The sequence below is a fragment of the Actinoplanes sp. NPDC048967 genome (assembly GCF_040649415.1).
Classification (GTDB): Bacteria; Actinomycetota; Actinomycetes; order Mycobacteriales; family Micromonosporaceae; genus Actinoplanes.
This window is the reverse complement of sequence record NZ_JBEZFL010000003.1, coordinates 250,401-263,233: the sequence shown is the minus strand read 5'-3', so window position 1 is coordinate 263,233 and position 12,833 is coordinate 250,401. Positions and strand designations below refer to the sequence as shown.

10 protein-coding genes are annotated in these 12,833 nt (G+C 69.1%); 9 read left to right on the top strand and 1 reads right to left on the bottom strand.

Features of this window, described 5'->3' with window-relative positions; genetic code table 11:
- Window positions 1-619: 619 nt before the first annotated feature.
- Window positions 620-1,801, top strand: a complete 1,182-nt coding sequence (locus AB0C12_RS13715; RefSeq protein ID WP_360547596.1) for an FAD-binding oxidoreductase — start codon at window positions 620-622, stop codon at window positions 1,799-1,801.
- A 200-nt stretch (window positions 1,802-2,001) separates the two neighbouring features.
- On the opposite strand, the gene AB0C12_RS13710 is transcribed toward AB0C12_RS13715, so the two are convergent.
- Window positions 2,002-3,312, bottom strand: coding sequence for a hypothetical protein (locus AB0C12_RS13710; protein ID WP_360548986.1), 1,311 nt, complete (start codon window positions 3,310-3,312; stop codon window positions 2,002-2,004).
- An 83-nt stretch (window positions 3,313-3,395) separates the two neighbouring features.
- Between AB0C12_RS13710 and murD the strand changes: the two genes are divergently transcribed.
- The 8 genes from murD (at window position 3,396) to AB0C12_RS13670 (ending at window position 12,776) form a co-directional block, all read left to right on the top strand.
- The gene (murD, locus tag AB0C12_RS13705) at window positions 3,396-4,748 is read left to right on the top strand and encodes a UDP-N-acetylmuramoyl-L-alanine--D-glutamate ligase (RefSeq protein ID WP_360547594.1); all 1,353 of its coding nucleotides are present in this window, start codon (window positions 3,396-3,398) and stop codon (window positions 4,746-4,748) included.
- A 358-nt stretch (window positions 4,749-5,106) separates the two neighbouring features.
- Window positions 5,107-6,084, top strand: a complete 978-nt coding sequence (locus AB0C12_RS13700; protein WP_360547592.1) for a MurR/RpiR family transcriptional regulator — start codon at window positions 5,107-5,109, stop codon at window positions 6,082-6,084.
- A 50-nt stretch (window positions 6,085-6,134) separates the two neighbouring features.
- A complete protein-coding gene (locus tag AB0C12_RS13695) occupies window positions 6,135-7,442 on the top strand; it encodes an extracellular solute-binding protein (RefSeq protein ID WP_360547590.1) in 1,308 nt (435 codons plus the stop codon).
- Window positions 7,443-7,520: 78 nt separating this feature from the next.
- Window positions 7,521-8,507: a sugar ABC transporter permease gene (locus AB0C12_RS13690; RefSeq protein ID WP_360547588.1), complete on the top strand. Its 987-nt coding sequence runs from the start codon at window positions 7,521-7,523 to the stop codon at window positions 8,505-8,507.
- Window positions 8,507-9,406 carry a carbohydrate ABC transporter permease gene (locus AB0C12_RS13685; RefSeq protein WP_360547586.1) on the top strand — a complete coding sequence of 300 codons (900 nt, stop codon included), beginning with the start codon at window positions 8,507-8,509 and terminating at the stop codon, window positions 9,404-9,406. Before AB0C12_RS13690 ends, AB0C12_RS13685 begins: the two co-directional genes overlap by 1 nt.
- Window positions 9,407-9,440: 34 nt before the next feature.
- On the top strand, window positions 9,441-10,877 hold the full coding sequence (gene ngcE / locus AB0C12_RS13680) for an N-acetylglucosamine/diacetylchitobiose ABC transporter substrate-binding protein (protein ID WP_360547584.1): 1,437 nt from the start codon (window positions 9,441-9,443) through the stop codon (window positions 10,875-10,877).
- Between the two features lie 47 nt (window positions 10,878-10,924).
- Window positions 10,925-11,836: a sugar ABC transporter permease gene (locus AB0C12_RS13675; protein ID WP_360547582.1), complete on the top strand. Its 912-nt coding sequence runs from the start codon at window positions 10,925-10,927 to the stop codon at window positions 11,834-11,836.
- A 106-nt stretch (window positions 11,837-11,942) separates the two neighbouring features.
- Window positions 11,943-12,776, top strand: a complete 834-nt coding sequence (locus AB0C12_RS13670) for a carbohydrate ABC transporter permease (protein WP_360548984.1) — start codon at window positions 11,943-11,945, stop codon at window positions 12,774-12,776.
- Window positions 12,777-12,833: the final 57 nt, after the last annotated feature.

The window sequence follows — 12,833 nt, the reverse complement described above, 5'->3', positions numbered from 1 at the left end:
TGGCAGCGCGGTCCCTGATGGTGCGGTGCCTGGTGGGTCTGGTCCTAGTGGAGCGGGCCCCGGTGGAACTGGCTCTGGTGGGACTGGCCCCGGTGGTGCAGTCCCTGGTGGTGCGGTCCCTGGTGGTGCGGCGCCTGGTGGGACTGGCTCTGGTGGCGCTGTTCCTGGCGGGCCCCTTCCGGGTGGCTTCCTTCCGGGTGGGATGGGCCCCGGTGGCGTCGTTCCCGGGCGTGGGGTTCCTGGCGGCAATGGCCTGGTGCCCGGTGGCACCATTCCGGGCGGGCTTGTCCCCCCGGCAGGCTCCGGCGGCGGTCAGGGACCAGCCGGGCAGCCCCCTGCTCCCGGCACTTCCATCGTCCCCGCGGTTCCGCCCGGCTCCGTCGTCCCCGCTCGGCCCGGTGCCGGCGCCCCGCCCGTGCCGGGTGGGCTGCGTCCCGGGGCCACCACCCCGTACCCGCCGGGGGCTGGGCCTTGGGCCGGCGGCGTACCGCTCATCCCGGCCACCGGTTCGTCGACCGAGCCCATCAGCGGCATTCCCGGCATCGGCGGCCCGCGGCCGGCCGGGCCGCAGTGGCCTGGTGATCCGGTTCAGGCCGTCGGTCCCTTCGGACCGGTACGGATGCCCGACATCGTCCCGCCCGTAGGCGCCCGTCCCGCCCTCCCCGCCGACGGCATGGATCCCGCCGATGACGCCGCCCTGCGGGAGATGGCGCGGCTGCTCGGCAACAGCCTCTCGCTGGCCGGTGGGCCCGAGGAGGTCGCCGAGCGGTTGCGGGCTGCTCTCGCCCAGGCCCAGCCCGCGTTGTTCGCCAAGGTGCCCGGCGGGCCGGCCGTACAGGTTGCGCAGCTTGCCGAAGCTCTGACCTGGCTGGTGCATCACCTGGACCAGCCGCCGCTGCTGGTCGCGGCGTGTGGCCGGCTCGGTGCCTCGCTGGCCGAGTGCGGCGTCCTGCCCCAGCAGTTGCAGCTGGCCGGGGCCGCGCTGGCCGAGGCGATGCGGGCGGGGATGGTTGCCGGTGGCTGGCGGCAGGACTTCGACCAGGCTTGGCGGTCGACGTGGCAGCACGCGTACGAGTGGATCGCCCATGGGATGGCCGCCGCCGCCTATCAGCCGACCGTGTGGACCGCGGTTGTGGTCGGGCACGAGCGGCGCCGGGATGATCTGGCCGTGTTGTGGCTGCGACCGTATTTGCCCATGCCTTACCGGCCCGGTCAGTACGCCCGGATCGAGTTGCCGGACCAGCCCGGGGTGTGGCGGCCGTATTCGCTGGCCGGCAACCCGCGCCGGGACAACATCGTCGAGCTGCACGTGCGGGCCAAGAGTCACAGCGGGATCAGCGGTGCGCTGGTCTACCGGACGGCCATCGGGGACACCGTGCGGATCGCGCGCGCCGAGGGGGAGATGGGGCTGCCCGAGTCCGGCCGGGACCTGCTCATGATCGCCGGGGACACCGGGGTCGTTCCGCTCAAGGCCCTGCTCACCGAGCTGGCCGCGACCGGGGACCCGCGCTCGGCGGTGCTCTTCTGGGGCGTGCGCAACCTCAGCGAGCTGTACGACATCGACGACATCACGGACATCGCCCGGGCCTGTCGGCGGGCCACCGTGATCCCGGTGGTCTCCGAGGGGGAGGCCGGCCCGTACCCGAGCGGCCTGGTCACCGACGCGGTCGCCGCCTACGGCGAATGGTCGGCCCACGAGGTGTACCTGGCCGGGCCGCCGCTGATGCTGGCCGCGACCAGCCTGGCCCTGCAGGCGCTGGGTGTGGCCCCCGACCGCATCCACCACGACAAGCCCGACTGACCGGCCCGGCCCGAGCAGCCCAGGTGGCCCGGCGGCCCGGAGGGGTGCGGCGGCGCGAAGGGGTCCAGCGGCGCGAAGGGGTCCGGCGGCCTGGAGGGGTCCGGCGGCCTGGAGGGGTCCGGCGGCCTGGAGGGGTCCGGCGGCCGAAGGGGTCCGGCGGCCGAAGGGGGCGCGGCCGGCCCCCGCCGGACCGCGCCCGGTCAGGCGAGGGCGGCAGCCAGGATCTTGGCGTAGGCCGGCGGCACGAAGGTCGGCCCGCCCGGCGTCAGCACCTCGTCCCGCGAAGCAGCCGCCCATGCCTCAGCCGGCACCGCCGCCCGCAGTGCCGTGATCACCGGTGCGTCCGCCCATTGCGGGTCGTCGCCCAGCATCGTCAGCGCGACCAGGGACTCCTCCACCTCGCCGACGCATTCGAACGGCTTGTGGGCGTCGATGCCGAGCAGTTCCAGGTAGCCCGGCACCTGCGCCGGTTCGGCGAAGAGGTCCCGGCCGAAGATCCGGGTGAGCCGGGCCCGGGACATGGACGGCGCCAGGGCCAGCGCCACGAACCGGCACTTGGGGCAGTCGCCGCACCAGCGGGCCGTCGGGTCGTGCAGCTTGAACGCCTTGTTGCAGCTCGTCACCACGTCGTCGTACGCGGTGTACCGGGCGAAGAGCTGGGCGATGTGCAGCTCCGACAGTGAGCGCAGCAGCGAGAAGTACGGCTCGGTCAGGCCGGTGTGGGCCGTGACCGCGGCTCGCAGCAGGCCCTCGGCGAGCACTCCCTTGGACCACTGGTGGTTGATCTCGTGACCGTTCCAGATCAGGTTCGGGTCGGAGGCCGAGCGTTCGTTGGACATCACCACCGGGCCCAGGCCGTGCAGGGCCGCGGTCGCGATCGCGATCAGCGAGTTGATCGCGGTCACCGGGATGTGGCCGTTGAGAGCCCCCGCCTTGTTGAGCTCGAACAGGCGCGGGTCGAGCTTGCGGCGGGCGGCCAGGGCGGTCAGGCCGGAGGCGGCGTTCACGTTGACGATCACCGGGTTGGGGTTGACCGAGAACGGCACCGGGTCCAGCCCGGCGGCCCGCAGGATCTCCAGGGTGACGATGGAGTCCTTGCCGCCACCGACCGCCGACAGCGGCCGTCCCTCCGAGTTGTCCACGGGGGAAGCCGGGGGAGCCGGGGAACCCGCCGAGGGCGAGGAAACCGACAGGGTCAGCACGTGCGGAAGCTTGTTGACGTACGCGTACTCCCCGAGACCGTGTGTGTAGACGGCCGTGAAGAAGTCGGTGACCGCGCCCGGCACCGCGACCGGCGCCTCGATCCGGGCCGGCGCGCCGACCTTGTAGTAGCTCACCCCGGCCACGACGTGCAGCAGCTCGAGCACCTTGAAGAAGTGGGCCGGCGGCTCGCCCGGACCGAGCGGGAAGGTGATGGTCTCGGTGAACTCCAGCGGGTCCGGGCCGTCGAGCAGGTAGTCGAACTCCGCGACTCCCGTCGCCGGATCGAACCTGTATGCGGGGAACCGCATGACCTCGTACTGCGCACGCACCCGGCACTCCCAACGTAGGACCAGCGAGCCATACTAGTGCGACTCGACCGAGGGAGACGATTGTGCGCCTGGCAGACCTGCGCGGCCGTTCCGTTGCCGTCTGGGGGACCGGCCGGGAGGGCCGGGCTGCCGTCACGGCCGTCGCCGCCCACGGTCCCTCGCGCCTGATCGCCGTGGACGACAGCGCCAACTTCCTGTCCGTGCCCTGGGAGGGTGAGCTGGCCGCGCTGGCGCCGCTGGCCGGTGGTGATCACGCCCAGGCCGCGCTGGTGGCCGCCGACGTGGTGGTGCGTTCGCCAGGGGTGCCGCAGACCCATCCGTGGATGGCCGATCTGCGAGCCCGGGGGATCACCGTGACCGGTGGCAGCGCCCTGTGGATGGCCGATCACGCCAACCGCACCATCGGGGTGACCGGCAGCAAGGGCAAGAGCACCACGTCCAGCCTGATCAGTCACCTGCTGGCGGCTGTGGGCCGGCCCAACGTCTTCGGCGGCAACATCGGCGTGCCGCTGCTCGACCTGCCCCCGGCCGAGCAGTACGTCCTGGAGCTCTCCAGCTACCAGTGCAGCGATCTGACCGACTCGCCGCGGGTCGCGGTGGTGACCTCGCTGTTCCCCGAGCACCTGGACGCGCACGGCGGTGAGCGGGAGTACTACCGCGACAAGCTCAACCTGCTGGCCCACGGTCCCGAGCTCATCGTGATCAACGGGGCCGACGACCGGCTGGTCACCGAGACCGTGGCGGTCAAGGACGCGAACGGTTTCGCGGCGATCCCGGCCGCCGGCGGTGACTCGCGGTTCCGGGTCGAGGCCGACGCCCAGGTGTACTGCAGCGACGAGGCCCTGTTCCCGCGGGACACGCTCAAGCTGCGCGGCCGGCACAACGAGCGCAACCTCTGTGTCGCCCTGGCCGTGCTGGACGGCATGGGCATCGACGTCGTCGGTGAGCGGGAGGCCCTGCGCGCGGCGGTGGCGTCCTTCCAGGGCCTGCCGCACCGGCTGGCCGAGATCGAGGACCCGTCGGGGCTGACGTTCGTGGACGACACGCTGTCCACGAGTCCGTACTCGGCGATGCACGCGATCGACGCGTACGAGGGCCGGCCGTTGACCGTGCTCGTCGGTGGCACCGACCGCGGCCTGGACTACAGCCCCCTGCGGGAGCACCTCAAGGACCGGGAGCTCACCGTGATCGGCCTGCCGGACAGCGGGCCGCGCATCCTGGCCGAGCTGGCCGGCCTGGCCGGCGTGCGCACGGAGGCGGCGGAAGACCTGCCTTCGGCGGTACGGCTGGCCCGTAAGCTCACGCCGTCCGAGGGTGTGGTGCTGCTGTCCCCGGCGGCCCCCAGTTACGGCCGTTTCCGCAACTTCGAGCACCGTTCCGAGGTCTTCGCCCAGGCGGTTCGCGACAGCGCTTAACCGGTTCTGGGCAGAATTATTGCCGGACCCCTCCTGTGCCGAGACGCCCTCGCAGATTGCGAGGGCGTTTCGCGTTGTCCATCGACTCCTCCGGTCGGCCCACCCCCGGGCACCGTTTGATGCCGTTGGTGACCCAAAAGGCCGATGAGCAAACCCCACCAAAAAGTATTAATGATGGCGCTCGTGCCCTATCGGCCATATGCGGATCGACATACGTCAACTGACTGCTTGGTCGCCGGTCCTCATCAACGTGCTCCAGGTAACGGTTTGAAAACTTCACCCACGGTCTTGACACAGGGGGTCAGAAAGTAAGAACTTTTACCGCGACAGTTAACACTCCTTTCTGAAGGGACGGCCCATGGTCGAGCCAGACGCAGACGGCACCGCAGCGACCGCGGTCGTCGACTCGCTGGTGCGCGACCAGGCCCCGCCGCCGCAGCACAGCATGAACAACTCGGACGGGGTACTGGTGCGGGTGCGCACCCTGCTGCCCGAGTTCACCGGCGCCCTGCAGCGCGTCGCCGAGCAGGTCCTCACCGACCCGGCGGCGGCCTCCCGGGCGACCATCGTCGAGCTGGCCGAGCGCAGCGGCACCTCGCCGGCCACCGTGACCCGGTTCTGCCGGGCGCTGGGCTTCGACGGCTACGCCGACCTGCGCCTGGGCATCGCGGCCGAGACCGGCCGGGCGCGCGCGTCCGGCTGGACCGTGGACATCGGCCGGGAGATCCAGCCCAGCGACCCGCTGGAGCGGGTCCTCGGCCAGATCATGGCGGCCGACACCCGGGCCATGCACGACACCGCCTCGCTGCTCGACCTGGCCGAGGTCGAGCGGGCCGCGGTGGCCATCGCCGCCGCGCCGCGGGTCAACATCTTCGGCGCCAGCGGCAGCGCGCTGGTCGGCGAGGAGATGCAGTTCAGCCTGCACCGCATCGGCGTGGCCGCCTGGGCCTGGACCGATGTGCACAACGGCCTGGCCAGCGCCGCCCTGTCCCGGGCCGGCGACGTCGCCCTCGGCATCTCGCACAGCGGCGAGACCGGCGAGACCATAGAGCTGCTCGCCGAGGCCAGCAGCCGCGGCGCCACCACCATCGCGCTGACCAGCTTCCCCCGCTCGCCCCTGGCCGAGCTGGCGGACATCGTGCTGCTCACCGCCACCCAGGCCACGACCTTCCGGCCGGACGCGCTCTCCGCGCGGCACCCGCAACTGGTCGTCCTCGATCTGCTCTACGTAGCCGTCGCCCAGCGGACCCACGAACGTTCGCACGCGGCCTTCCAACGCACCGCCCAAGCCGTCCACGGCCACAAAGCCGTCAAGGACGGGAGCTCCGCCCCATGAATTCGAGATCCCCTCTCACCCGCATAACTCATTCGTCCAGGAGGACTAGCGTGAAGCGCAGAATCGCGGTTGCGGCGACCCTCGCCGCGACGCTGCTCGGTGCCGCCGCGTGCGGCTCGAACAGCGACAGCAGCGACACCCCCAATGCCGCCGCTTCCGTCAACGGTGCCGGCAAGACCATCAAGGTCTGGCTGATGGTCGACGCCCAGTCGGGCTGGCCCGAGGTCGTCAAGCAGGCCAACGAACGCTTCACCCAGGCGACCGGCGCCCAGGTGCAGGTCGACTACCAGCAGTGGACCGACCACCTGGCCAAGCTGGACACCACCCTGGCCGGCAACGACGTGCCCGACGTGGTGGAGCTGGGCAACACCGAGATGCCGAAGTACGTCTTCAACGGCGCCTTCGCCCCGCTCGACAAGGGCCAGTTCGAGAACTCGGCGCAGTGGCTGACCGGCCTCTCCGCCCCTTGTGAGCTCGACGGCAAGACCTACTGCGTGCCGTACTACGCCGGCGCCCGGGTGCTGATCTACCGCACCGACCTGTTCGACAAGGCCGGCCTGAAGGCCCCGAAGACCTACGACGACCTGGTCGCCGCGGCCAAGACGCTCAAGGAGAAGAACGGCAGCGACAAGCAGTTCTCCGCCTTCTACATGCCGGGCAAGTACTGGTACGCCGCGATGGCGTGGGTGCACGGCAACGGCGGCACGATCGCCAAGAAGGACGGCGACAAGTGGGTCGGCACCCTGTCGGAGCCCGGCGCGCAGCAGGGCCTGACCAAGTGGGCCGAGATCGCCAAGACCTACTCCAGCGGTGACCCGACCAAGGACGAGAACGACCAGGACGCGGTCTACGCGCAGGGCAAGTCCGGCATGATCTACGGCAACGGCTGGGAGCTGGGCGCGGTCCAGGAGCAGCCCAAGGACCCCAACGACCCCGCCTCGGCCAAGGTCAAGACCAAGGTGAACGGCAAGGTCGCCACCGCGCCGCTGCCCGGCATCCCGTCCTTCCTCGGTGGCTCGGACGTGGCCGTGACGGCCAAGAGCAAGAACGCCGACCTGGCCGCCAAGTGGGCGCAGATCTTCACCGACGCCAAGTCGCAGGAGGGCCTGATCGCCAAGGGCGTGCTGCCCAACGCGACCTCCCTGCTGGACAAGGCCGCCGCGGTCAAGGGCAACGAGGCGACCGCGCAGGCCGCCAAGGAGACCTGGTTCGTGCCGATGGCGCCGAAGTGGTCCGACGTCGAGTCGGCCAACGTCCTGCAGAACATGCTGGTCAGCATCGCCACCGGTAAGGCCACCGTGCCGGCCGCGGCGAAGGAAGCCGACGCAAAGATCAACGAGATCCTCAACGCCAGCTGACCGTGATCGGGCCGCCCGCCCTTCCCCGGGCGGGCGGCCCGGCCCGGCACCGCATCCCCGCAGAGAGGTATGGGACCGATGTCCGTCGTCGACTCCCCGTCCGCCCCGCCGGCCGCGCAGCCACCGGCACCGGCGCCGGCGGGTGGGCGCGCCCGGAGCAAGCGTCGTTCGGCCACGAGCGGCGGCTTCGCCCCCCTCGCGCTCACGCTGCCCGCACTCCTGCTGCTGGCCGGCCTGCTCGGTTATCCGCTCATCCGGATGGTCGTGCTGTCGTTCCAGAGCATCGGGTTGCGCCAGCTGTTCGCCAACCTGGCCCCGGAGAACGTCGGGTTCGCCAATTACGTCAAGATCTTCACGAACGCGACGTTCTACCAGGTCGTCGGCCGTACCATCGGCTTCACCGTGGTCTCGGTCCTGCTCACCCTCGTGCTCGGGCTGGCGGTCGCCCTGCTGATGCGCCGGGTCGCGCCGAGCGTGCGGATCGCCATGATCGTCGCGATGATGTTCGTCTGGGCCATGCCCCAGCTGGTCGCCACCCAGACTTTCCGCTGGCTGGTCGACTCCGACTTCGGCGTGCTGAACTACCTGATCGACCTGCTGCCCGGGGTCGACTTCGCCAACCACAGCTGGTTCGCCGACCCGATCCAGGGCTGGACGGTCATCACGGCGATCGTGGTCTGGGCCGGCATCCCGTTCATCGCCATCACCCTGAACGCGGGCCTGACCCAGGTGCCCAAGGAACTCCTCGAGGCCGCCGTGGTGGACGGTGCCTCGGCCTGGGAGGTGCTGCGCTCGGTCACCCTGCCGATCCTCAAGCCGCTGCTGGTCATCGTCACGACGCTCTCGGTGATCTGGAACTTCGGCCTCTTCACCCAGGTCTACGTCGTGCGCAACGGCCGGCCCGAGGAGGAGTACCAGGTCCTGGCGACGTGGGCGTACAGCACGGCGTTCAAGAACAACAACTACGGGCTGGGTTCCGCGATCGCCGTCGTCACCGTGCTCCTGCTGCTCGGCGTCATGGCGTTCTACATGCGGCAGATGTTCAAGATCGGAGACGTGGACTGATGGTCGCCACCGCACCGCAGACCGCCGTACGCAAGCGGCGCCGCCCGGCCCGCGAGTCCGACACCCCCACGGTGGGTCGGAGCCGGACCGGGACGGTCGCCGCGAACGCCGTCGGCGTGCTCTTCGCGATCGTGATGTTCTTCCCGGTCTACTGGGTCATCAACACCGCGTTCAAGCCGGCGCCGGAGATCCTGCAGTTCGAGCCCACGTTCTTCCCGCACACGTTCACGCTGGACAACTTCAAGTCGGCCTTCAACGCCCCGTTCTTCCAGCAGGACCTGCTCAACGGCGTCATCGTGACCTCCGGCGCGGTGCTCGGGGCGCTGCTGGTCGGCTTCCTGGCCGCGCTGGCCATCGCCCGGTTCCGGTTCTACGGCCGCAAGGCGATCATCCTCGTCGTCCTGTCGGTGCAGATGGTGCCGTTCGTCGCGATCCTGATCCCGCTCTTCCTGATGCTGCAGAAGGCCAACCTCACCAACAGCCTGCTGGGCATCACGCTGGTCTACGTCGTGCTGATCCTGCCGTACACGGTGTGGACCCTGCGCGGCTTCATCCAGGCCATCCCGCGCGAGCTCGACGAGGCCGCGTCGATCGACGGAGCCAGCCGGTTCCAGGTCTTCTGGAAGATCATTCTGCCGCTGACCGGTCCCGGTCTGGTTGCGACCTCGGTCTACGGCTTCATCCAGGCCTGGAACGAGTTCATCATCATCAACACGCTCAACGACCAGGCCCACCAGAACCTGATGGCCTGGCTTTTGCAGAACCAGACGAGCCGTGGGACCTTCTGGGGCCCGCTCATGGCAGGGTCGATCTTGACCGCCCTCCCGGTGGTCATCTTCTTCCTGATCGTCCAGCGCAACATCGCAACCGGCCTGACGGCTGGCGCCGTCAAGGGCTGACCCGGCACCGCATCACCATCTGAGGAGAAAGCGCATGACTGAGATTTTCAAGCCCGAGGTCGACCGCCGGACGCTGCTGCGCCGCGCTGCCGCCGTGGGCCTGCTGGCCACCCCCGCCGTCACGATGCTGAGCGCCTGCGTGGGCGGCGGCAGTGACGACAAGGACGACGCCGCGGACAAGCCCGCCGGTACGGTCTCCGCGACCAACCCGCTGGGCATCAAGGAGGACGAGCCGCTGGAGATCCTGATCTTCAACGGTGGCCTCGGCACCAAGTACGCGACCGACGTGGACATCCCGTCGTACAACAAGCTCTTCCCGAACTCCAAGGTCACGTTCAACCAGGCCGAGGAGATCTCGACCGTGGTGCAGCCGCGGTTCACCGCGGGCAACCCGCCGGACATGATCAACAACTCCGGCTCGAAGCTGATGGACCAGGGCGCCCTGGTCCAGGCCGGCCAGGTGCAGGAGCTGACCGACCTGTACGCGGCCCCGTCGGTGGACATCACCGGCAAGACCGTCAAGGACACCCTGATCCCGGGCACCATCGAGCAGGGCACGTTCAACGGCAAGCCGTACGTGCTCAACTACGCCTTCACCGTCTTCGGCCTCTGGTACAGCGGCAAGCTGTTCAAGGACAACGGCTGGACCGTGCCGACCACGTGGAGCGACTTCACCGCGCTGCTCGGCAAGATGAAGGCCAAGGGCATCACGCCGTTCGGCTACGCGGGTGCGAACGCGCCGTACTACATGTACACGCTGCTGCTGACCAGCGCGGCCAAGATCGGTGGCGCCGACATCCTCAAGAACATCGACAACCTCGAGGACGGTGCCTGGACCAACGACGCCGTCAAGCAGGCCGCCGCCGCGTGGGCCGAGGTCGGCGCCAAGTACTCCAACAAGGCGTTCCTCGGTCTCAAGCACACCGAGGTCCAGCTCCAGCAGAACCAGTACAAGGTGGGCCTCTACCCGTCCGGCTCCTGGCTCGAGAACGAGCAGGCCAAGGACACCCCCGAGGGCTTCGACTACCAGCTCATGCCCGTGCCGAGCGTGACCACGGCCGACAAGCTGCCCGTCACCGCCCTCTACGCCGCGGCCGGCGAGCAGTACTTCGTCGCCAGCAAGGGCAAGAACCCGCGCGGTGGCATGGAGTTCCTGCGCCACATGCTGAGCAAGGCCGGCGCCGTGGGCTTCACCCAGCTCACCAAGACGCTGACCGTCGTGGCCGGCGCCACCGACGGCATGGAGATCAGTGCCGGCCTCACCTCGGGCAACAAGGCCCTGGGCGCGGCGGGCGCGGACACCTTCAGCTTCCGTTTCGACACCTGGTACAAGAAGCTGGACGACGAGCTGCGCGCCGCCACCAACGAGCTGATCTACCAGGGCGGCACCGCCGACAAGTTCGTCGAGCGGATGCAGAAGGCCGCCGACGCGGTCAAGAAGGACTCGTCCATCCAGAAGTTCTCCCGCTAGTCCGACGCCGACGACGTACCCGCTTTCACGAACGGAGCTAACGAACCATGAAGCACGGCAGGTACCCGTTCATCATTGGCTTCCTGATCGTGCCGGTGGCCATCTACGGCACGTTCGTGATCGCGGCGTACGTCCAGGCGTTCCAGCTGTCGTTCACCAACTGGCGGGGCTTCTCGCCGGACGTCAGTTACATCGGCTTCGACAACTTCACGAAGCTGTTCCAGGACAGCACGTTCTGGAAGGCGATCCAGCACCACATCCTGTTGCTGATCTTCCTGCCGCTGCTCACGATTGTGCTGGCGCTGTTCTTCGCGTTCCTGCTCAACGTGGGCGGCGGCTCGAAGGGCGGCCGTACCCGGGGGGTCTGGGGTTCGAAGTTCTACCGGGTGGTGTTCTTCTTCCCGCAGCTGCTGGCCCTGGCCCTGGTCGCGGTCATCTTCTCCCGGGTCTACTCGTCCGACGACAGTGGTCTGATCAACGGCCTGCTCAACCAGGTCGGCGCCGGGCCGGTGCTGTTCCTGGCCGACAAGAACCTGGCCCTCTGGTCGATCCTGGCCGTGCTCGTCTGGCAGGCGGTCGGCTTCTACGTGGTGCTGTTCTCCGCCGGGATGGGCTCCATCCCGACGGAGATCTACGAGGCCGCCGCGCTGGACGGCGCCACCCGGGGCACCCTGTTCTTCAAGGTGACGCTGCCGCTGCTGTGGAACACGCTGCAGGTCGCCTGGGTCTACCTGGGCATCGCCGCCTTCGACGCGTTCGCCCTGGTGAACGTCATGTCCGTGGACCGCGGCGGGCCGGACGGCGCCACCACGGTGCTGGGCCTGGAGATCTACCGCAACGCCTTCGACTACGCGCAGTTCGGCTACGCCTCGGCGATGGGTGTCGTGCTGTTCTTCCTCACCATCACGTTCGCGGCGCTGACCCTGCGGGTCACCCGGCGCGACGCGATCGAGCTGTGAGCCGGACCGGGAGCCTCAAGTGACTTACACCAAGACGGACGGGCCGGCGGCCTCGTACACCGGGTCGCGGCACGCCAGCACCGCCACGCAGCGGGACAAGAAAGAGATCAAGCTCTTCAGCGGCTTCGCCCACATCGCCCTGGCGGTCTGGGGCCTGCTGGTCATCGCCCCGCTGATCTGGGTGATCCTGGCGTCGTTCAAGAGCAACACGGAGATCTTCACGCAGGCGCCGTTCAGCCTGCCCAGCAAGATCTCGTTCGAGACCTACCAGACGGCCTGGACCGAGGCGCACGTCGGGCGCTACTTCCTCAACAGCGTCTTCGTGGTGGCGATCAGCACCGCCGGCACGATGCTGTTCGGCTCGATGGCCGCCTACGTGCTGGCCCGCTACAAGTTCGTCGGCAACCGCTTCATCTACTACCTGTTCGTCTCGGGCCTGGCCTTCCCGGTGTTCCTGGCGCTGGTGCCGCTGTTCCTGATCCTGCAGAACCTCGGCCTGCTCAACACCTACACCGGCCTGATCCTGGTCTACATCGCGTACTCGCTGCCGTTCACGGTCTTCTTCATGACGGCGTTCTTCAAGACGCTGCCGAACCAGATCGCCGAGGCCGCGATCGTCGACGGCGCCTCCCACACCCGGCTGTTCTTCCAGGTCATGCTGCCGATGGCCAAGTCCGGCCTGGTCAGCATCACGATCTTCAACATCGTCGGCCAGTGGAACCAGTACCTGCTGCCGGTGGCGATCATGCAGGGGGCCGGCGCGCAGGAGAAGTGGGTGCTCACCCAGGGCATCGCCAACATCTCGGTCTCGGCGGGCTACCAGGCGAACTGGGCCGCGCTGTTCGCGGCGCTCACGCTCTCGATCCTGCCCATGATCATCGTGTACGCGTTCTTCCAGCGCCAGATCCAGTCCGGCCTCACCGCGGGCGCGACCAAGTAACTCAGCACGGCACCCGGGCGGCGTCCTTCCACGGGGGAGGGGCGTCGCCCGGCTCCG

What these genes read in the sequence shown, in the direction of transcription:
- AB0C12_RS13685 (WP_360547586.1), top strand. Translation starts at nt 8,507, where the DNA reads ATGGTCGCCACCGCACCGCAGACCGCCGTACGCAAGCGGCGCCGCCCG.
- ngcE (WP_360547584.1), top strand. Translation starts at nt 9,441, where the DNA reads ATGACTGAGATTTTCAAGCCCGAGGTCGACCGCCGGACGCTGCTGCGC.
- AB0C12_RS13710 (WP_360548986.1), bottom strand. Translation starts at nt 3,312, where the DNA reads ATGCGGTTCCCCGCATACAGGTTCGATCCGGCGACGGGAGTCGCGGAG.
- AB0C12_RS13700 (WP_360547592.1), top strand. Translation starts at nt 5,107, where the DNA reads ATGGTCGAGCCAGACGCAGACGGCACCGCAGCGACCGCGGTCGTCGAC.
- AB0C12_RS13715 (WP_360547596.1), top strand. Translation starts at nt 620, where the DNA reads ATGCCCGACATCGTCCCGCCCGTAGGCGCCCGTCCCGCCCTCCCCGCC.
- AB0C12_RS13690 (WP_360547588.1), top strand. Translation starts at nt 7,521, where the DNA reads ATGTCCGTCGTCGACTCCCCGTCCGCCCCGCCGGCCGCGCAGCCACCG.
- AB0C12_RS13675 (WP_360547582.1), top strand. Translation starts at nt 10,925, where the DNA reads ATGAAGCACGGCAGGTACCCGTTCATCATTGGCTTCCTGATCGTGCCG.